17 protein-coding genes are annotated in these 20,067 nt (G+C 37.6%); 10 read left to right on the forward strand and 7 right to left on the reverse strand.

Features of this window, described 5'->3' with window-relative positions; all coding sequences use genetic code 11:
* Nucleotides 1–7: 7 nt before the first annotated feature.
* Nucleotides 8–1,762 (reverse strand): signal peptide peptidase SppA, encoded by a 1,755-nt coding sequence (sppA, locus tag ACM40_RS09360; protein WP_048502528.1) that lies wholly within the window; start codon nt 1,760–1,762, stop codon nt 8–10.
* 20 nt (nt 1,763–1,782) lie between these two features.
* Here sppA and folK point away from each other — a divergent pair, with 20 nt between their 5' ends.
* The 5 genes from folK to fmt all read left to right on the forward strand — a co-directional run bounded on the left by folK (nt 1,783) and on the right by fmt (nt 7,913).
* Nucleotides 1,783–2,199: a 2-amino-4-hydroxy-6-hydroxymethyldihydropteridine diphosphokinase gene (gene folK, locus ACM40_RS09365; RefSeq protein WP_048502529.1), complete on the forward strand. Its 417-nt coding sequence runs from the start codon at nt 1,783–1,785 to the stop codon at nt 2,197–2,199.
* A gap of 20 nt (nt 2,200–2,219) precedes the next feature.
* Entirely contained in the window at nt 2,220–3,329 is a 1,110-nt protein-coding gene (locus ACM40_RS09370) for a hypothetical protein (RefSeq protein WP_048502530.1), read from the forward strand.
* A 50-nt stretch (nt 3,330–3,379) separates the two neighbouring features.
* Nucleotides 3,380–4,816, forward strand: coding sequence for an OmpA family protein (locus ACM40_RS09375; protein ID WP_048502531.1), 1,437 nt, complete (start codon nt 3,380–3,382; stop codon nt 4,814–4,816).
* 77 nt (nt 4,817–4,893) lie between these two features.
* A complete protein-coding gene (locus tag ACM40_RS09380) occupies nt 4,894–6,801 on the forward strand; it encodes an ATP-dependent DNA helicase RecQ (RefSeq protein WP_048502532.1) in 1,908 nt (635 codons plus the stop codon).
* 167 nt (nt 6,802–6,968) lie between these two features.
* Nucleotides 6,969–7,913: a methionyl-tRNA formyltransferase gene (gene fmt / locus ACM40_RS09385; protein WP_048502533.1), complete on the forward strand. Its 945-nt coding sequence runs from the start codon at nt 6,969–6,971 to the stop codon at nt 7,911–7,913.
* Between the two features lie 205 nt (nt 7,914–8,118).
* Here the strand turns inward: fmt and ACM40_RS09390 are convergent, their stop codons facing one another.
* The 3 genes from ACM40_RS09390 to ACM40_RS09400 form a co-directional block, all read right to left on the reverse strand.
* A complete protein-coding gene (locus tag ACM40_RS09390) occupies nt 8,119–8,700 on the reverse strand; it encodes a Crp/Fnr family transcriptional regulator (RefSeq protein WP_048502534.1) in 582 nt (193 codons plus the stop codon).
* 117 nt (nt 8,701–8,817) lie between these two features.
* Nucleotides 8,818–9,939, reverse strand: coding sequence for a 3,4-dihydroxy-2-butanone-4-phosphate synthase (gene ribB / locus ACM40_RS09395; RefSeq protein ID WP_048502535.1), 1,122 nt, complete (start codon nt 9,937–9,939; stop codon nt 8,818–8,820).
* A 67-nt stretch (nt 9,940–10,006) separates the two neighbouring features.
* Nucleotides 10,007–11,011 carry an LLM class flavin-dependent oxidoreductase gene (locus ACM40_RS09400; protein ID WP_048502536.1) on the reverse strand — a complete coding sequence of 335 codons (1,005 nt, stop codon included), beginning with the start codon at nt 11,009–11,011 and terminating at the stop codon, nt 10,007–10,009.
* A gap of 222 nt (nt 11,012–11,233) precedes the next feature.
* On the opposite strand from ACM40_RS09400, the gene ACM40_RS09405 reads away from it, so the two are divergent.
* On the forward strand, nt 11,234–11,653 hold the full coding sequence (locus tag ACM40_RS09405) for a hypothetical protein (protein WP_048502537.1): 420 nt from the start codon (nt 11,234–11,236) through the stop codon (nt 11,651–11,653).
* A 12-nt stretch (nt 11,654–11,665) separates the two neighbouring features.
* Here the strand turns inward: ACM40_RS09405 and ACM40_RS09410 are convergent, their stop codons facing one another.
* Complete coding sequence (locus ACM40_RS09410; RefSeq protein ID WP_048502538.1) at nt 11,666–13,792, reverse strand: helix-turn-helix domain-containing protein; 2,127 nt, start codon at nt 13,790–13,792, stop codon at nt 11,666–11,668.
* An 83-nt stretch (nt 13,793–13,875) separates the two neighbouring features.
* Here ACM40_RS09410 and ACM40_RS09415 point away from each other — a divergent pair, with 83 nt between their 5' ends.
* Complete coding sequence (locus ACM40_RS09415; protein WP_048502539.1) at nt 13,876–14,325, forward strand: hypothetical protein; 450 nt, start codon at nt 13,876–13,878, stop codon at nt 14,323–14,325.
* A 322-nt stretch (nt 14,326–14,647) separates the two neighbouring features.
* Here the strand turns inward: ACM40_RS09415 and ACM40_RS09420 are convergent, their stop codons facing one another.
* A complete protein-coding gene (locus ACM40_RS09420; protein ID WP_048502540.1) occupies nt 14,648–15,175 on the reverse strand; it encodes a gamma carbonic anhydrase family protein in 528 nt (175 codons plus the stop codon).
* A 174-nt stretch (nt 15,176–15,349) separates the two neighbouring features.
* Here ACM40_RS09420 and ACM40_RS09425 point away from each other — a divergent pair, with 174 nt between their 5' ends.
* The 3 genes from ACM40_RS09425 to hemH are packed head-to-tail and all read left to right on the forward strand — an operon-like array spanning nt 15,350 to nt 17,811.
* On the forward strand, nt 15,350–16,228 hold the full coding sequence (locus ACM40_RS09425) for an iron-sulfur cluster biogenesis protein NfuA (protein WP_048502541.1): 879 nt from the start codon (nt 15,350–15,352) through the stop codon (nt 16,226–16,228).
* A gap of 12 nt (nt 16,229–16,240) precedes the next feature.
* Nucleotides 16,241–16,768 carry an NADPH-dependent FMN reductase gene (locus tag ACM40_RS09430; RefSeq protein WP_048502542.1) on the forward strand — a complete coding sequence of 176 codons (528 nt, stop codon included), beginning with the start codon at nt 16,241–16,243 and terminating at the stop codon, nt 16,766–16,768.
* Between the two features lie 14 nt (nt 16,769–16,782).
* A complete protein-coding gene (gene hemH / locus ACM40_RS09435; protein ID WP_048502543.1) occupies nt 16,783–17,811 on the forward strand; it encodes a ferrochelatase in 1,029 nt (342 codons plus the stop codon).
* Nucleotides 17,812–17,879: 68 nt separating this feature from the next.
* On the opposite strand, the gene ACM40_RS09440 is transcribed toward hemH, so the two are convergent.
* Nucleotides 17,880–19,832 carry a M4 family metallopeptidase gene (locus ACM40_RS09440; RefSeq protein ID WP_048502544.1) on the reverse strand — a complete coding sequence of 651 codons (1,953 nt, stop codon included), beginning with the start codon at nt 19,830–19,832 and terminating at the stop codon, nt 17,880–17,882.
* Nucleotides 19,833–20,067 lie beyond the last annotated feature (235 nt).

Here is a 20,067-nt window from a genome sequence, read left to right on the forward strand (position 1 = left end):
ATTTAGTTTAGTTGATCTTAATCTGATAAGGCATTTCCATTTTCACCTCAGACTGCAGTTTCTGATCGGTAATCTGCTGGAGGATTTCATAGTTGGCTTTACCTATTTTGTTTTTAATGATCCTTGCAGAGATATCATCTTCATTCAAGTCTTTGAAAATCTGCTCAAACTGAGTCATTCTTTTTGGATAAGAAGATACATGATAGGATTTTAATCCTGCTTTTTGTGCTGCAAAGTTCACAGCATCATTCAGTGTTCCCAATTCATCTACAAGACCGATTTGTTTGGCCCGAACACCACTCCATACTCTTCCCCCTCCTACACTGTCGATCTGCTCGAAAGTCTGTTTTCTGTTCTGGGTAACAAAATGTACAAATCTTTTATAGGTTCCTTCCACACTTCTGGTAATCAGGTTTACCCCGTAAGGCGTAACACCATTCAGTGCAGAATAGTATTGAGAATTGGCATTGGTAGCAACAATATCTGAACGGATACCGTTTTTGTTTGCAAGATCTTTATAATAAGGAATTACTCCGAAAACTCCGATAGATCCTGTCAGCGTATTAGGCTCCGAATAGATTTTATCAGCTGCCATTGCAATATAGTACCCTCCCGAAGCGGCATAGTCACCAAAAGAAACCACTAAAGGTTTTTTCTTCTTCAGCTGCTGCAATTCAAATAAAATTTCATCCGAAGCATTAGCACTTCCACCCGGAGAATTAATTCTAAAAACAACAGCTTTCACTTTATCGTCATTCTGAAGATCCTTGATGTATTTAATATATTTTTCAGAATAGATCTCATTGTAACCGTCACCATTATTAATTCCACCCGAAGCGTACAACACGGCTACCTTTTCCCCTGACTTATCTTCATCCGCATAAGATCTGATATAACCGGCTAAAGATACCTTATTCAGTTTTTCCTTTTCTTTAAGGCTGAGCTTGGACTTTAACATCTGATCATATTCTGTTTTCTGGATCAGTTTATCAGCAAGCTTATATTTAAGTCCTAATTCAGGAATCATTCCGTACAAGCTGTCGACAACCATTTTAAATTGTGCTGTATCTATTTTCCTTGAAACCGCCATTTTGGTTGAAGTATTTTTCCAGATATCATTTAAAAGAGTGCTTAGCTGCTCTTTATTTTCCGGGGAAATATCATTTCTCAGAAAAGGTTCAACAGCCGATTTAAATTTTCCGTGACGAATCACTTCTATACCGATCCCATATTTATCGGCAAAATCTTTAAAGAATGCCACTTCAGTAGCCAGACCTTTCAGTTCAATCATTCCTGACGGATTAAGATAATACTGATCAGCAACAGATCCTAAATAATAGGAAGCCTGCGAAACAGCATTTCCATAAGCATATACAAATTTTCCGCTCTTTTTAAAATCTTCAATTGCATTTCTGATATCATCAATCTGGGTCATTCCTGCATGAAAATCATCTGCTTCGATACTTATCCCTTTAATATGATCATCCGTTTTAGCTTTTTTGATAGCTTCCAGTACATCATACAGCATCACACTTTTTTGTTTGTCGCTGATATTGAACAGCCCCATATCCTCTTCGGTAGGACTGTCTATTATATTGGTTTTTAAATTAATCGTAAGGACAGAATTGTTTTTCACCACAACAGATTTGTCATTTCCCATAGAACTGAACACAAGCATCATAATGAAAAAGACGAAAAATAAGGCACATAATAGGACAATTGCCACTATATTTGCCAAGACGTTTTTGAAGAAACTTCTCATAAATCAATCAATTTTCCAATATGTCGCAGCATAAGGTAGTTTTGTTACTAGGAAGTAACCTTGGAGATCAAAAAAAAAATATAAAAGTGGCCTTACAGAAAATCAGTGAGGGCGGGAATCACATTTCACAAATAAGCGAATTTTTAATTACCGAACCTGTAGAATTTGTCAGTTCCAATATTTTTTGTAATATTGCATCATTAATATTCACGCACCTCTCGCCTATTCAGTTGCTTGATTTTGTTAAAAATATAGAAGCTGAGATGGGAAGAATCAAGGATTCAAAGGCCTCAGGCGGGTATAGCGACAGAATAATAGATATTGATATCATTAAATATAACGATCTGCATTTCAGATCAGAAAGATTAGAAATACCTCATTATAAACATTTGTTTGAAAGAGAATTTTCTAAAATATTATTGAAAGATTTTATCTAAATAAAACATAAAAAACATATATGAAATTAGGTTTATTATTATTGGCCACACTACCTATCGCGGCTTATGCCCAGGATAGTACCGCAGTAAACTCTTCTAGTGAGTACCCTAATACCTTTTCTTCAGGTTCTGCTAATGTACAGCGTTTCGACAACAAAGCCAGACGTTTTAATGACTGGTCTATTTCCGTTGGTGGAGGTGCTGCATTCATGCTGCATTCTGATCTCAGATCTTTTTATGATAAAAAGGTAAACTGGGGATATAATGCTTACGTAAGTATTGATAAGCAGATTACCCATACTTTTGGACTCAGCCTTATCTACCAGAGAGGTGAAACAAAGCAAAAAGCGATGTTAGATGGTGCGGCAGGTGTTGCGGCAGGTGTCGGTACAGCAACTACCAAATTTAACCAACTTGCTTTAATGGGAGATATTAACTTTTCTAACTTATTAAGAAGAGTAGATAATCATTCTCCTTACAGATGGGCATTACATGGCTATGCCGGAATTGGTGTTCAGGGATACAATACTTCTTTGCATGATGCAAACGAGTACAGATGGAGCGATAGCCCTAAAAGAGTTCCTCTATTCATCGATCAGAAATTTGATATTAACTCAATCTACTATCAATTCGGTACCGGAGTGAAATACAAAGTATCAAAACTTATTGATATTGAAGCAAGAGCAATGTATATCATAAGTGGAGATGATGAGTTTGATGGAGGCGGATGGGCTGATCCTAACAACTACGATCCTGCAACTCCAGGTTCAAAGTATAACATGATCAGTGATTCCAGATCTGATAATGCATTGTCAGTTACTTTAGGAGTTTCTTTCAAACTAGGAAACAAATTATCTCACCTGGCATGGCATGATCCGCTTCAGGAAGCATACTACAGAACCAGCGTACTAGAAAACGCAGCTACAGATCTTGTAGTATGTGAAAAAGGTGACGCAGATAATGACGGCGTATGCGATGACTGGGACAGACAGCTTGATACTCCTGCAGGAGCAAGAGTTGACGGTGCCGGTGTAGCTTTAGATATGGATCTTGACGGAGTGATAGATCTGTACGATAAGTGTGTAACAGTTCCGGGACCTGTTGAAAACAACGGATGTCCTACAAAGTAACACAACTGTTTTTTACAATAAAATCATTTAATTAACTAAAAAAATACACTATGAAATTAAGTTTAGCAATTGTAGCTTTAGCAATGGCAATTCCAGCCGTAAGCTATGCACAAGACTCAACAGCAGTTTCAAATGGAGAATATCCAAACACATTTTCTTCTGGTTCTGCCAATGTGTCTCCGTTTACCAATCAGTCAAAAAGATTTAACGACTGGTCTATTTCAGCCGGTGCAGGTGTACCTTTGGTACAATCCGCTGATTTAACGTCTATCAAGAATGGTAACGGTAAAAACCTTTTCGGATACTCTGCTTATGTAAGTATTGATAAAGCGATCACTCATGCGTTCGGTTTAAAATTACAATATGACAGAGGTGAAACGAGACAAGGATGGTTCAACACTAAAGATGCTGCTCCTGATGCAACAGCTGTAGGTGCAAGAACTCAGTATGATGCGATCTCTTTATTAGGAGATATCAACTTCTCTAATTTATTGAGAAGAGTTGACAACCACTCTCCTTTCAGATGGGCACTTCACGGATATGCAGGTATAGGTACTATCGCTTACAGAGCTTATCAGAAAGATATCAACGGACAGAGACTAGCTACGGAAGTTAAACCTTTCAAACTAGGTTCAATGTTTATGCAGGCTGGTGCCGGTTTAAAATACAAAATCAACAGAAGACTAGATCTTGAAGGTAGATTAATGTATGTAGTAACAGGTGATGATGAGTTCGACGGTGGAGGCGACAAATACAGTGCTATCAACAAACGTGAAGAGCAGGTATCTGACAACTTCTTCAATGCGACTTTAGGTCTTACATTAAAATTAGGAAAACACGAATCTCACCTAATGTGGCATGACCCACTTCAGGAAATCTATTACAAGCTTGATGTTTTGGCTAACAAAAACCAGGATATTGAAGTATGTAAAAAAGGTGATGCTGATAACGATGGAGTTTGTGACGATTGGGACAGACAGCTTGATACTCCTGCTGGTGCAAGAGTGGATGGTGCTGGTGTTGCTCTTGATACTGACCTTGACGGTGTAATTGACCTTTACGATAAGTGTGTAACCGTTCCTGGACCAGTTGAAAACAACGGATGTCCTACAACTACTGCAGGACCTGTAGTAGAAACGGAAACAAAGCTTGAAGGAATTGAGTTTGATTTAAATTCTGACAGAATTTTACCTTCAAACACTCCAATCCTGAATAACGCGGTTTCTTACATCAACTCTTCAAACGGAGCTTATAATGTAATCGGAGCTACAGATACAAGAGCTTCTGATGCTTATAACCAAAAACTATCTGAAAGAAGAGCGAATAGCGTTAAAAACTATCTGATCAAAAACGGAGTAGAATCTTCTAAATTAAACGCAATCGGTAGAGGTGAAAAAGACCTTAAATACCCTGAGTGTGAACCAGCTACTAAATGTCCTGAATGGAAAAACAGAGCTAACAGAAGAGTATATTTCGAAGCTAAATAATAAACTTTTTAGTAAATATATCAAAGCCGTGCCTTGCACGGCTTTTTTTGTTGTAATACTTTTATTACTTTTACCTTATGATTTCTCAGCAGGATTTTCAAAAACTGAAATATGATACCCTAAAATATTTTTGGGGGTATGATACATTCAGGGATTCCCAGGAAGAAATCATCGATGCCGTAATTAAGGAAAATGACTGTCTCGTCCTTCTGCCAACCGGTGCCGGGAAATCTCTTTGTTATCAGCTTCCGGCTTTACTGAAAGAAGGAACCTGTCTCGTTATTTCACCCCTTCTTGCCCTGATGAAAGACCAGGTAAGTCAGCTTAAGCTTCGTGGTATTGAAGCAGAATATCTTTCTTCCGAGCTTGACGAATATGATGCGGAAGCTATATACGACCGTTGCAAAGACGGACTTATCAAACTTCTGTATGTATCCCCTGAAAGATTAACTAACATGCAGTTTCTTCAGAATATTGAAGAAATTCAGCTGTCATTTATTGCTGTAGATGAAGCCCACTGTATTTCAGAATGGGGCCAGGACTTCCGGCCAAGTTATCAGAATATTAAAGACTTCAGAAAAAATCACCCTAAGATCCCTTGCCTTGCTTTAACAGCAACGGCAACTCCTAAAGTCCTTGAAGAAATTAAAAATAAACTGGAACTTAAAAAACCTTTTGTTTTTCAGAAAAGTTTTAAGAGAGAAAATATCAGGATCTTTACAGATGAAATTTCTGATAAATTCCAACGCGTCTTTGATATTCTAAAACATAATAACGACTCGGGGATTGTTTATGTAAGAACCCGGAAAGATGCAGAAATGCTGGCGGAATTTCTTAACAAAAATCAGGTTAAAAATGTAGATTATTTCCACGCAGGATTAACCACAAAAGAAAAAAATACAAAACAGGCTATCTGGAATAAAAGTGACAACCATGTACTGATTTCAACCAATGCCTTCGGTATGGGAATAGACAAGGATAATGTCCGTTTTGTAATTCACTTCTCACCTGCCCCCTCCCTGGAAAATTATTACCAGGAGATAGGAAGAGCAGGAAGAGACGGTAAAGACAGTTTTGCATTCCTGCTCTGGAACAGGCAGGAATTACTCAATTTTGACGAAATCCTAAAAAATCAGACTCCCAATAAAGCAGAATTTTTAAAGATTATCACTTACCTCTACTCTATTTTTCAGGTGGCGGAATACGAACTGCCGGAAAAAGTTTTCCAACTGAATATCCAGGGGATACAAAATTTTACCCGTCTCTCCAAAGCAAAGATCAGTAACGTCCTTAATTTTCTGCATAATCAGGAAATCATCTATCACAACGACAACAAAAGCCTGTCTTCGCTGCAACTTCTCTTTAATGCTGATGAAATAGGTCAGTTGCCACAGAAAGACGCTTATTTTATAGAGCTTTTGCTTCGTACGGTATCAGGTATTACTACCCATAAAGTGATGTTCAGTGAACAGCAAGTCAGCAATAAGCTTGGAGTAAGTGTTCCACTGATCAAAGAACGCCTTAAAGAACTCCAGCAAAAAAACTATCTGGAATATGTAGACGGGGCTTTATCAAGCATCAAATTCCTGAGACCCCGTAATGAAAGAATAATCAATGGAGAGTACTGGAAGCTTTTTGAACATATCCAAAAAAATAAAATTCAGAAGTGGGAAGAGATGAAATTTTTTATAGAAAATAATGATTACTGTAAAATGAAACTCATTCTTGCCTATTTCGGAGAAAAAAACACGAAAAACTGTGGCCAATGCTCAGTTTGTGAAAAGAACAAACAATCGATTTTCGGAAAGAATATTTCCCAGCAGATCATCAATCTGCTGGCTAAAAGACCTTCAACCATAGAAGATCTTTCGATCCAGCTCAATTATCATTCTAAAAATAACATTCTGGAAAACCTGATCTTTCTCTTAGATTCGGGAAAAGTGAAAATGCTGAACTTCAGAACTTATGCACTGAGTAATGAGTAATGAGTAATTGTCAATGGTGAATTTTGCTTTGCAAGTCAATAGTGAAATTCAAACATCAACCATCAACTTTTAACTCTCAAACCCTCAAATCCTCAAACTCATAAAACCAGCAGCACGAAACCTCAAACCCATACCCCGCTTACTCTAAAAACCCTTATCTTTGCACCATGAAATCATTGAAAGTCGTTTTTTTAGGAACTCCGGAGTTTGCCAAGACTTCTCTGGAGGCTATTCATCAATCCAATCATCAAGTCGTAGGCGTTGTAACTGTAGCAGATAAAGCCAGTGGGCGTGGTCAGAAAATCAGCCAGTCCCCGGTAAAGGTATATGCTTCGGAAAATAACATCCCGGTTTTTCAGCCTGAAAAGTTGAGAAACCCTGAGTTTCTGGAAGAACTTAGAAAACTGGATGCCGATGTTTTTGTGGTGGTTGCCTTCAGAATGATGCCTAAGGTTCTTTTTGAAATGCCTAAAATGGGAACTTTCAATCTTCATGCCTCGCTGCTTCCAGATTACAGAGGTGCGGCTCCTATTAATTATGCGGTTATTAACGGCGAAGAAAAAACCGGTGCTACTACATTCTTCATCAATGAAAAAATAGATGAAGGCAATATTCTGCTTCAGGAAGAACTTGAAATTTTGCCGGATGAAAATGCAGGAAGCCTGCACGACAGATTGATGGTAATGGGATCAAAACTGGTGGTAAAAACTCTTAACGGTCTAGCGAAAAACACCATTACAGAAAGACCTCAGCCTCATGTAGAGCATCCTAAAAATGCCTATAAAATATTTAAGGAAGATACCAGAATCAACTGGAAGGCTCCTTCAAAAACCGTTCATCAGTTTATTCTCGGAATGTCACCCTATCCGGCTGCTTTCACGACTATAAAAATTGGAGATGAGGAAAAAGGATTAAAGATTTTCGCAGGAAAATTCGAAATTGCTGATCATGGAAAACCTTCCGGAACGTTGGATATTTCTAAGAACGAATTCAAAATCTATACGGAAGATGGCTTCTATTTTCCACAGGAACTTCAGCTTGAGGGGAAAAAAAGAATGACAGTAAAAGATTTCCTGAACGGATTTAGAAATTTTGATGAGATTAGTTTGTAATCAGGTTCGGGGTTTGTGAAACGGGGTTAATTGTTACAGGTTACCAGTTAAATTGCCGGTTACGAGTTTGCAAGCTTAGTAAAAAGTCTCAAATCTGATGTCTGAAATCTGGTACCTAGCGTCTTGGTTCTTGACTCTTGGCTCTTGGTTCTAACAAATTCACGATTCACCTGAGAAGCAAAATTCACTATTGACTTTCAACACTTTATTCCCTGCTCACAATTTTCCTGCGGATCCTGCTGATAAACTCAGGCGTGACGCCCAGATAAGCAGCAATCTGTATATTGGTAAGCCGGTGAGCTGTTTTGGGATATTCTTTCAAAAAGTCCTGATAGCGCTCATCGGAAGGCTTGCTTAAATTATCAATGATCCTTCGCTGCAGAGCAATGATCGACATCTGAAACTTCAACCTCATCAGGCTTTCAATTTCAGGCATTTCCCGGTAGAATTTTTCCTTATCTTCTTTTGAAATCAGAAGAATCTCACTGTCCTCAATAGCCTGAATATTGAGCTGAGAGGGAATCTGATTGATAAAGCTGTCAATATCCGAAACCCACCAGTCTTCCACTCCAAAATAAAGGATCTGCTCATCTGCATTTTTGTCTGTCCGGAAAACTTTAAAGCATCCGTTGAGTACAAATCCTTCAGCTTCACATATTTCTCCTTCTTTCAACAGAAAGTCTTTTTTCTTTAATTTCTTAATTTTAAAAGCGCTGCAATATTTTTCCAGCTTTTCATCTGAGATTTCAATATACTGCCTGATGTGTTTTTTTAAAGACTCTGTCATGGTTTAAAAATAAAAAAAGGTTTAGAAAAATCCTAAACCTTTTATATTGAAATTTATTTTAATCTTCGTTTTCTGATAAAATTGATAGTGAAGTTAATTCATTGTTCACCATTCATCTTACAGCTGAACCAGTTCCGTAACTTCTACGTCATATCCGCCAACCTGTGGTTTGATATTAGGGTTCTGTGTAATTACTTTAAATTTATTGATACCCAGATTTTTCAGGATCTGTGTTCCGATACCATAATCTCTGTAATTGTATGCTAAAGTTGGATGCTGTTCCTGTCCGTCCTGATAGTTCAGGAATTGCTGAAGTTTTCTCAGCGTATTTTCGGAATTGGAAACGTTATTGATGAAAATTACAGCTCCTTTTCCTGCTTCATTAATCATGTTGGTAACTTTTTCCAACAGAGGTTTTTCACCATTGTTTAATCTCGTCAATACATCAAAATAAGAATCTGAAGACTGAACTCTTACCAAAACCGGCTCGTCAACAGTCCATGAACCTTTGGTCAGGGCAAAATGAATCTGATCATTTGAAGTTTCTCTGAAAGCAAAAAAGTCAAACTCACCATAAGCAGTTTTTACCTTTCTTTCTTCCAGTCTTTCAATAAGGTTTCCTTTTTTAAGCTGGTAATGAATCAGATCTTCGATAGAAACGATCTTCATATCATGTTTTTGGGCAAAAGCATGAAGTTCCGGCAAACGGGACATGCTGCCGTCCTCATTCATAATCTCACAGATCACTCCTCCTTCTTTTAAACCTGCCAGATTCGTAAGGTCAATCGCGGCTTCAGTATGTCCTGCTCTTTTTAAAACTCCCCCTTTTCTTGCACGAAGCGGGAAAATATGGCCGGGTCTCATGAAATCGGTCGGCTTGGATTTTTCATCCATCAAAGCTAAAATGGTTTTTGCCCTGTCGCTGGCAGAAATTCCGGTAGAAGTCCCGTTACCAAGAAGGTCCACCGAAACGGTAAAAGCCGTTTCCTTAGGATCACTGCTTCTGCTTACCATCACTTCAAGACCAAGCTCGTCGCATCTTTTTTCAGGAAGCGGCATACAGATCAGCCCTCTTCCGTGGAGTGCCATGAAATTGATAATTTCCGGCGTTGTCAATTCTGCAGCACAAAGAAAATCACCTTCGTTTTCTCTGTCTTCATCATCTACTACTATGATTATTTTACCATTTTTAAGGTCTTCGATAGCCTCTGGAATAGTATTTAATTTAATATCAGACATGTTTACTTTTTATTTGTGCAAAGATACTTATAAAAATAGGCATCTGCCAATTAATATGAAGGGTTTGTTAGGCTTTGGATAAAGAGTTTACTGCATCCCTGAAAATCTCATAAGACCTTAATCTTTTCTGATGATCGTAGATATGTGAATTGATAATTAACTCGTCCACATTGAATTTTTCCTGGAAATCTTTCAGTTTTTCTTCTATTTCTGCCTGATCCCCGATCAGTGTGTATTTCAGTTTCTGAAGCACCATTGTTTTTTCCATGGGTGACCAGATATCATCCATATCGTCTACCGGCGGAGCAAAAGGTTTCCTGTCGTTTCTTATGATATTGATGAAAGCCTGAAACAAGGTGGTAGAAATCTTATGGGCCTCTTCTGAAGTTTCTGCTGCCACTCCGTTGACGCACGCCATCACATAAGGTTTATCCAGCTGTTCAGAAGGTTCAAAATGTTCTCTGTAAATGTTGAATGCCATTTCCATCTGCTCGGGAGCAAAATGCCCCGCAAAAGCATAAGGAAGCCCAAGTTCTGCAGCAAGCCAGGCGCTGTCTGTACTGGATCCCAGAATGTAAAGCGGAATATCCAGTCCTTCACCGGGAATGGCACGAACTAAGGCGTCAGAGTTTTCTTTCGAAAAATATTTCTGGAGTTCCAGGATCTGTCTCGGGAACTGCTGGTTGATGATGGCAGGATTTCTTCCCAAAGCCTGAGCTGTAAGCCCATCGGTTCCGGGAGCTCGTCCAAGGCCAAGATCTATTCTGCCGGGAAAAAGAGATTCCAGAGTTCCGAACTGTTCAGCAATAATCAGAGAACTGTGGTTGGGAAGCATGATTCCACCGGAGCCTACTCTTATGGATTTTGTTCCGTTGGCAATAAAACCGATCAGAACTGTGGTGGCCGAGCTGGCAATACTTTCCATATTGTGATGCTCAGCAAGCCAGAATCTTTTATAATTTAAATGTTCAGTATGGTTGGCTAAAGACAAACTGTCCTGAAACGTATCATGAATGCTTTTTCCCTGCTTTACAGGAGCAAGATCAAGCACCGATATTTCAAAATTTTTCATATAGTTAAATTTTAGGTCTCAAAAAACCAAACAAATTTAAACCTTATAAATTGCATTAGTTACTTTTTGTAATTGATAGGCTAGATTGAGGAGTTCAGGTAAAAACTATTGGAAATGATTTTTCATTCTACTGCTTTTCATTATATAGCTTTAAAGAATATTTCTTTATTTCTTATATTTGATCCGTTGAGACTATTTTAATCAAATCTTGATATTTTATATATGAATATTTTCAGATCTATTTTAAACAGTTTAAAATCAATTCCTAATGTAAAAATTGCCAAGCAAATAACAATGAGTGGTTTACACGAACAGCTTGTATTATTAAATGAGGATAAAACTGAGTTTGATTTCATTGGAATTAATTCCAATAAAGATGATTGTCTTTACTTTAGAAAAGTGAGCAGCAATTTCAATATAGAATTTGAAGCAATAGGAAACAGTCAAATACTTTATTTTGAGAAGATTAAAAACTTTGCAATAAGAAATAATTACAGCCACACAGAAGAAACCAATAATGGTATTCCTTATTTAATAGTCAAAACAAATACAAATACTGAGCAAACTATACTGCTTGCAAGGCAAATTCAAAATGAAATTTTTGGAAATAATGAAAATACAGTATATGATATAGTTCCGTAATTCTCAACAAAACTATCTCCCCTTCTCTTTCTTAAAATTATAATGATTAATCAGAATCCTGATCTCATTAAACTCAAAATCATTTGGCAAGGCATTCTTCCATTCCGTTAAGGTTTCGTGGGGATTTTTATAGAATTCATTCTCAAAAGCTTTGATCTTATCCGAAGTAATCACTCTTGAAATATCAAGCAACCCCTGCTCTGCAAATTTTGCCAGATGCCCGATTACGGTTTCTTTTACCAAACCTCTTTCCAAAGCAATTTCTCCAATGGTTTTTCCTTGCTCAAATAGTTGGAAGGTGAGAACCTGTGAAGGAACTTTTGCAATCTTTAAATTGATTTCCTTATCATTTTTCTCATCTAAAAGTTTCGTTTCCAGTAAATGGATTTCTTTCAGGCTGTTCAGGTATTCTTCGGTATCTTCCAGCCAGTTTCTGAATTCCTCATTGTACTGTTTCAGACCTTTTGCTCCTTTAATTTCAGCATAAAATTCTTTCAGCGGATTAAAAACCTTGTCCCTGATTTCTGTAAAAAAGAAATTAACCGCTCCTTTGGTTTTACTTTCAATATCAGACCATTCTTCCTTGTTCTCAATAAAATTATTCACTTTCTGGGAGATCACTCTTTCCAGCTTTTCGAAGATTTTTCCAAGGTTGGCAGTTTCATGCTTCAGCTGGAGATAAAGTTGATTGGTCTTTACATGGTCAATATTTTTTGTAGTGACTGAAAGTTTATTCCACTCTTCCACTTCATTCAGAAACCACAGACAGTTTACCGTACGGAGTACTTTTTTGATGCTATAATCATATTTTTCACGGTTCAGGATGGCTTCTACATTGTCATTGGCTAAGGTACTTCCCTGGAACTGCAGGATCCTGTTATCTTTGAAAATAACTTCGGGTGTGATTTTAGACTTTAAAACAATTCCTTCCAATGTCCTGCATCTTGACAAAGCCACATAAACCTGTCCGGCTGTAAAGCTTTTTCCGGCATCAATGATCACATTATCAAACGTCAGCCCCTGGCTTTTATGGATGGTAACCGCCCATGCCAGCTTGACCGGAAACTGCTCGAAGCTTCCCAAAACTTCTTCTTTGATGTTTTTTTCAGTATCAAGGAAATATTTTTTCTGTTCCCAGACTTCTCTTTTAACCGTTATTTCCCTTTCGCTGCCATCAAGAACCACTTTGATCTCATTATCATCCAAAGCAGAAATTTCACCCAGCTTTCCATTGAAATATTTCTTCTCACCGGTAATATCATTTCTGATGAACATCACCTGTGCCCCGACTTTTAATTCTAGAAACTGCTCGTTCGGAAACTGATTTTCCTTAAAATCGCCGAAAAGCTTAGCTTCATAGGTCTTTACAGTCAGATCAATTTCTTCCAGTTTTTCCTGGTTGATTTCATCTGCCATCTTATTATGCGAACACAGATAAACGTAAGATTCTGTTCCTGCTTTAAAATCAGGGTCGTATCTTCTATTAAGGTCGTCAAAGTTTATATTGGCTACATCTCCGTCACGGATGGCGTTGAGAATATCCAGGAACTTCTCATCCGATTGTCTGTAAACTTTAGTCAGCTCAATCGTCAGTAACGGAATATCTTTAATAGCATGACTGTCAAAGAAAAAAGGTGACTCATAGCATATCTTCAAAATATGTTCGTCCCGCACCACAGGAGGGAGCTGATAAAGATCTCCAATGAACAGCATCTGTACCCCACCGAAACGTTGGTTGTTTCTTCTGATGAATCTCAGTGAGAAATCCATCATATCAAGAACATCAGCCCGCAGCATGGAAACCTCATCAATAATAAGAACTTCCACCTCCCTTAATAGCTTAAGCTTATCTTTTCTGTATTTGAAATGAGGCATCAGGTCGGCAATATTATTCGCCAAGCTTCCATCAATACGATCAGTAGTAGGTAAAAAAGTCCTTAACGGCAGCCCAAACATGGAATGGATGGTAACTCCTCCTGCATTAATTGCGGCAATTCCTGTAGGAGCAACCACAATATACTTCTTCCTCGTTTTCTTTACAAATTCATTAAGAAAAGTGGTTTTCCCGGTCCCTGCTTTTCCCGTAAGGAAAACGCTTCTGTTCGTATGCTCTATTAAGTCAAAAAAATGATTGTTCATTGTGCTTCAAAATTACGGAAATGAATTTGATTTTCTTACCTTGGCATAACTTTTGAAAATTCTTTAACAGAAAAGAAATTATAATGAAAAAAAATTTCATATATACTCCACTATTAGTATTATGCACTCTATTTGCCTTGGTTTCATGCAATACATCCAAGAACGTCAATACCAATCTTCCTAAAGATATTTCTGAACGGCCTGCAGATGAGGACAGTCAGAAATATGAACAGGCCCAGCTGGATAAATTAAAAGCATCCATTGAATCTGAAGCATCCGGAGAAAAATGTACCAATGCCTCCGAATGGACTTTTGCCCCAATGGGAGCCAAAGCCTGCGGCGGACCTCAGCAATACATTGCCTATCCTAAAAAAATAGAAACCACCATTCTTCCAAGAATTGAGGAATATACGCAGAAGGTAAAAGCCTTCAATGAAAAATATAATATTACTTCGGACTGTATGATGGTAATGCCTCCTACATCCGTAAAATGTATTAACGGAAAAGCACAGCTTATAACAGCGGAACAATAAATAAAAAATCAAAGCAAAGGTTTGATATCCTGTTGAATCTTCAACAATAAAAACTCACTCAGGAGTTAATACTAAGGATCAAAAAAAAGCTCTGTCGTTATGATAGAGCTTTTTTTAAGGTAAATGGCGAATTTTGCTTCGCAAGTGAATGGTGAATTTTTAGAGTTGAGAATTAAGAGTCAAGACTTTAGACTTCAGATACAAGATTTCAGATATGAGATTTTATTTCACATTATTAGAGCGCAGGACTTTCATCATCTCACACCCTCTAACTCTCCCACTCTAAAACCCGAATCCCGCAACACGAAACTTCTTTACCTTCCTAAACTTTCAGATTCTCCTTATACCATGAAGAGTATTTCACATAATTATCCGCAATCCTGTTGACTTCACCTTCCAGTAGCTGTGCAGAAATATCTTTTATTTTTTTTGCCGGAACTCCGCCCCAGACTTCTCCTGACTTGATGTGGGTTCCCTGCGTCACTACAGAGCCGGCTCCTACAATAGAGTTTTCTTCTACCAGGCAGTCATCCATAACGATTGCTCCCATCCCAATCAGTACATTATCCTTAATGGTGCAGCCATGAACGATGGCATTGTGTCCGATGGAAACATTATTTCCTATATTCAATGGGTGTTTCTGATAGGTACAGTGCAGCATGGCATTATCCTGAACATTTACCTTATCCCCCATTCTGATGTAATGCACATCTCCTCTGATCACTGCATTATACCAGATACTGCAGTCCTTTCCCATGGTAACATCCCCAATAATGGTTGCCGTTTCTGCCAAAAATGTACCCTCTCCTATCTGAGGTGTTTTTCCTAAAAGTTCTTTTACGATTGCCATAATTTTGATTTGATAATTTGAAAATGAGTCAATTTAAAAATAATAATTCCTGCAGCAGCTTCTTTAAACTTCCAAGTTCGATTTTTAAATAACCGTGATAGCAAAAATCTAATTTCCAATCTCCGACTTCTAATTTCTAATTGCGTATTTTTGTATCTCAAATTTAACGAAAAAATGCGTACGATACTTATAGAACCAACTGAAAACACGAAAGTGATGAAATTTGTCGCGGATTATAACCTGATCCCGGGATCTTTAGAGTTGGACAGAAGTTCAGATATTTCAGAAATTCCTTTAGCCCAGGAACTTTTCAATTATCCTTTTGTGGAAAGAATTTTCATTACGGCCAATTTTGTAGCTGTAGCGAAACAGGACACGGTAGAATGGGAACATGTAGCTGAAAGCCTGAAAAATATTATTGAAGATGAATTATTGGCGAACCCAAGAATTTACCTTCAGAAAAAAAAGGAGCTTTATCAGATCTATGCGGAAATGACACCTAATCCCAATGCCATGAAATTTGTTTCTAACAGACTGCTTATTGAGGGGTTTGTAGAAGTAAAGTCAAAAGAAGAAGCGGAAGGGGTTCCTTTGGCTCAGGCTATTTTTAATGAGTTCGATTTTACAAAAGAAGTCTTTATTTCCGACAATTTTGTGGCTGTAACAAGGGATGATTCTGTGGAATGGCACCAGGTAATGATGGCTGTGCGCGGATTCATCGCTGAATATCTTCAGAACGGAGGAGAAATTTCAAACCTTGCACCTCAGAAGCATGAAAATCCTGTTGAAAAAATCATCAACAGAGAATATACGGATGACGAACAGAAGATTTCAGATATTTTAAATGAATATGTAGCTCCTGCAGTGGAAAATGACGGTGGAAAAATTTCCCTGATGGAATATGACCAGGAAAATAAAACAGCCAAAATGCTTTTACAGGGAGCCTGTTCAGGATGTCCAAGCTCTACCGCTACACTGAAAAACGGAATTGAGAATATTTTAAAGCAATTTGTTCCGGATTTAGTGGAAAAAGTGGAAGCTGTAAACGGATAATAGAGTTTTACTATGTCACCCGGGAAAAATATTCTGGTCATCATCGGAAGTGCTACAAAATATTCCAGCAATCAGAAATTAATAGAACAGGTTCTGGATCAACATCCGGATATTGATTTCAAAATCCGGGATGACCTTTCGGTTCTCCCCCATTTTGATACTTCATTAACGGACAACGATACTCCTGATGAAGTATTGAAAATCAGGAAGGAGATTGAAAATGCAGACGGCGTTTTATTTTCTACCCCTGAATATATTTTCAGTATTCCCAGCAGGCTGAAAAACTTACTGGAATGGTGTGTTTCCACCACTGTATTTTCCGAAAAGCCGGTTGCTGTAGTAACAGCTTCTGCCAACGGGGAAAAGGGACATGAAGAACTGGTCATGATTTTGAAAACACTTGGGGCCAGAACAGAAGATCGGCATCAGCTTTTAATAAAAGGTATAAAGGGAAAATTTAACGCTAACGGCTTGGCTGAAAGTGATATCTTTGCCGAAGTATCAACAATGATAACAGATTTCGAAAACACTGTTTCTTAATAAAAATTAAAGTATTGGACAAAAAAGGAATTTTACTGGTCAATCTTGGTTCTCCAAAATCTACGGCTGTAAATGATGTAAAGGAATATCTTGATGAATTTTTAATGGATGAAAGGGTAATTGATTACCGCTGGATTTTCCGTGCTTTGCTGGTTCAGGGGATTATTCTAAAAACGAGACCTGCCAAATCTGCAGAAGCCTATAAAACAGTATGGACGGATGAAGGCTCTCCTTTAATTGTCATTACTGAAAAAATCCGGGAAAAGCTACAGAAAGTAGTGGATGTACCTGTAGAAATCGGGATGAGATATGCGCAACCGAGTATTGAAGCAGGAATTCAAAAATTAGTTGATCAGGGAGTTTCAGAGATCGTTTTATTTCCATTATACCCACAATATGCGATGAGTACAACGGAAACAGTGATTGAAAAAGCAGAGGAAGTAAGGAAAAAGAAGTTTCCTAAAGTAAAGATTAATTATATACAGCCTTTTTACAACAGGGATATTTATATTAACTGCCTGGCAGAAAGCATCAAGGAAAAACTTCCGGAAAATTTTGATGTTCTGCAGTTCTCCTATCATGGGGTTCCTGAAAGACATATTTATAAGACAGATCCTACAAAAACATGTAATCTTAACGACTGTTGTTCAAGAGATAACAATCCAAGCCACCAGTTCTGTTACCGTCATCAGTGTTATAAAACTACACAATCGGTGATCGCCAAAATAGGGCTTCCAAAAGAAAAAACAATTGTTTCTTTCCAGTCAAGATTAGGAAAAGACAAATGGATAGAACCTTATACGGATGAAACATTAGAAACGATTCCGAAAAAAGGAGTGAAAAACCTGGCTATTGTTTGCCCGGCTTTTGTTTCTGATTGCCTGGAAACCCTGGAAGAAATTTCAGTGGAAGGTAAGGAACAGTTTCTGCATGGAGGCGGAGAGAATTTCCACTACATTCCATGCCTTAACGATGAAGACCGCTGGATAGAGGTGGTAAAGATCCTGTGTGAGGAAAAGTTGAATGATTTCTACTTAGTATAAGTGAATCTATAAAATAACAAAGGGCCACAAAATAAATTTTGTGGCCCTTTTTAGAAATATATTAAAATTTATTTTTTAATCAGGTTTCCTGCTTTCTGCCCATTAACCGTCACTACATATATTCCGGAAAGTATATTAGATGGAAGCTGAATATCTACTTTATTTTTACCTTCTGTAATTTTGATTTTTTCAGAAATTTCTTTTTTCCCTGTTAAACCAACTAATTCTACAACTCCATTTCCTTCTTTTCCTTCAAATTCAACAGTGAATTTATCGGTAGCCGGATTCGGGCTGATAGTGTAAAGTAAAGCCTCTTGTGCTGCTACTTTTCCTGCTGCAGAAGTTCCTCCGCCAACACCTACTGCATTCCATGCATTGGTTACCTGAGTAACTTCAACTCCGCCAGCACCGTATAGATCTGCCGCTGCCTGAAGAGAAGAAGTTCTTGCGTTGGCATAGGTAGAAGAAGAAGTAAGATAGGTCGTCAGTGTTCTGTAAGCAATTGCTGCTGCCTTATCTAACCCGATTCCTGTAACATTATAGGCAAAGCCTTTGTCATTAGTTCCGGTTCCACCGTTTACCAATAAATAATACCAGAAGTTAAGCACACCGGAGTTGGTATGAACTCCGCAATAATCATTACCTGTTGCTCCTCCTGTAGGCGTACAAGTGCTACTTGCATTTTTCCAGTAAGTTCCCATATAAGTATCAGGCTGACTGTAAGCATTAGGATTAGCCATATCTCTGATCACATAATTAAAATCCTCTCCCAGTTTCCAGCTTGCCTGAGTTGGTCTAGCCCAAAGTTCTATACTGTTTCCGAAAATATCAGAAAAACCTTCATTCAATGCTCCTGACTCTCTTTGATAAGCAAGGTTTGCTGTTTTAGTAGTCAAACCATGGGTAATTTCATGTCCACAAACATCAAGAGCAGTTAACGGTTTATTTCCGTTTGTAGAACTACCATCTCCATAAGTCATTCTGCTTCCATCCCAAAATGCATTAAAATAATTTCTGGAATAATGAACATAAGATTTTATGGCAAAATTATTATTGTCTATACTTTTTCTTCCAAATTTTGTATAATAATAATCTAATGTCATTTCAGCTCCCCAATGTGCGTCGGTAGCATATTGATCTAAAGCTGAGTTCACATTATTCCAGTTATTATCTGTATCTGTAAAATCTGTAGCATTGGAATAATTAGTACCTTTTTTAAGATTGTAAGTTTCTACAGCAGTTCCTCCATTTCTTCCTGCTTCTCTTAATCTGTAGCTTCCATTGTATGAATCTGCCACAATAGATCTGTTTCCGCTATAAACAGTTGTAGCGGTTCCGGGAGCATTGGTTTCGTGAATTAATGCATCAGTTCCTAAAACTGCACCATTTTTAGCATCTACGAAAACGTATTGTCTGCTTAACGGTTTTTCTGCATAGATATCAAATTTGTAAGCTAGTTTCAGATCAGCCAGCTTTTCATCAGAAGGATCTGAATAGTACACCAGTTCTCCTTTTGGAGCAAAACTTGCATTAGGATTTTTGGATTCGTTTTTAAGGAATTCCTCTTCTTCTTTGTTCTGCCATTTATAAGAATCTGCTCCTACAAAAGATAAGGCACTCTGCAAGGCAATACTTTCAGAGATAGCTGGTTTTTTTTCTGCAGATGCGGGTGCTTTAAGGATCCATTTCCCGGTTTCCCCTACTACTTTGCCCCCTTTTGTCTGCACTGCCATCATTCCATATTCTACAGGAATACCATTGATTGTCTGCTGGAATCTGTGGGTTTCAAAACCAAGTGCATCTTTTTCTGAATCTAGTTTTAAACCTTCTCCCTGTGAAACTCTTTTAGATGTTTCATCAAATAAAACCGGCTGTCCTTTAAAGTCCGGTCCGTTTTTATCGAACCTGATCAGTTCTGCGTGAAGCCCGTTTTTACCAGAGATTAGTTTTGATGGATTTTCCTGCCCAAAAACAAAGGCAGAGGCTGCAATACTGACTGCAAAGATAAATTTTGTTTTCATAAAAATATTATTTGTTTGAACGTGAGAACGAATTTATATCTTTTTCGCAAAGAAACAATAACACTAGTAGATAAAATTTAAAAAATAAACAAAATAATTATCTTTAATTTAACTATTTTTTAAAAACATTGAAGTTAATTCAAAATATTTTTATCTCTATAAAAATTATAGACTAATAATTTTTATGTAATTCCATATTTTATGAAATATTTTTTTCGATATGCAATGCATAATA

The organism is Chryseobacterium sp. BLS98, assembly GCF_001045445.1.
Lineage (GTDB): Bacteria > Bacteroidota > Bacteroidia > Flavobacteriales > Weeksellaceae > Chryseobacterium.

Bases quoted from the DNA above. Each gene is read 5' to 3' on its own strand.
- sppA (WP_048502528.1), bottom strand. From the start codon at position 1,762: ATGAGAAGTTTCTTCAAAAACGTCTTGGCAAATATAGTGGCAATTGTC.
- folK (WP_048502529.1), top strand. From the start codon at position 1,783: ATGTCGCAGCATAAGGTAGTTTTGTTACTAGGAAGTAACCTTGGAGAT.
- ACM40_RS09370 (WP_048502530.1), top strand. From the start codon at position 2,220: ATGAAATTAGGTTTATTATTATTGGCCACACTACCTATCGCGGCTTAT.
- ACM40_RS09375 (WP_048502531.1), top strand. From the start codon at position 3,380: ATGAAATTAAGTTTAGCAATTGTAGCTTTAGCAATGGCAATTCCAGCC.
- ACM40_RS09380 (WP_048502532.1), top strand. From the start codon at position 4,894: ATGATTTCTCAGCAGGATTTTCAAAAACTGAAATATGATACCCTAAAA.
- fmt (WP_048502533.1), top strand. From the start codon at position 6,969: ATGAAATCATTGAAAGTCGTTTTTTTAGGAACTCCGGAGTTTGCCAAG.
- ACM40_RS09390 (WP_048502534.1), bottom strand. From the start codon at position 8,700: ATGACAGAGTCTTTAAAAAAACACATCAGGCAGTATATTGAAATCTCA.
- ribB (WP_048502535.1), bottom strand. From the start codon at position 9,939: ATGTCTGATATTAAATTAAATACTATTCCAGAGGCTATCGAAGACCTT.
- ACM40_RS09400 (WP_048502536.1), bottom strand. From the start codon at position 11,011: ATGAAAAATTTTGAAATATCGGTGCTTGATCTTGCTCCTGTAAAGCAG.
- ACM40_RS09405 (WP_048502537.1), top strand. From the start codon at position 11,234: ATGAATATTTTCAGATCTATTTTAAACAGTTTAAAATCAATTCCTAAT.
- ACM40_RS09410 (WP_048502538.1), bottom strand. From the start codon at position 13,792: ATGAACAATCATTTTTTTGACTTAATAGAGCATACGAACAGAAGCGTT.
- ACM40_RS09415 (WP_048502539.1), top strand. From the start codon at position 13,876: ATGAAAAAAAATTTCATATATACTCCACTATTAGTATTATGCACTCTA.
- ACM40_RS09420 (WP_048502540.1), bottom strand. From the start codon at position 15,175: ATGGCAATCGTAAAAGAACTTTTAGGAAAAACACCTCAGATAGGAGAG.
- ACM40_RS09425 (WP_048502541.1), top strand. From the start codon at position 15,350: ATGCGTACGATACTTATAGAACCAACTGAAAACACGAAAGTGATGAAA.
- ACM40_RS09430 (WP_048502542.1), top strand. From the start codon at position 16,241: ATGTCACCCGGGAAAAATATTCTGGTCATCATCGGAAGTGCTACAAAA.
- ACM40_RS09440 (WP_048502544.1), bottom strand. From the start codon at position 19,832: ATGAAAACAAAATTTATCTTTGCAGTCAGTATTGCAGCCTCTGCCTTT.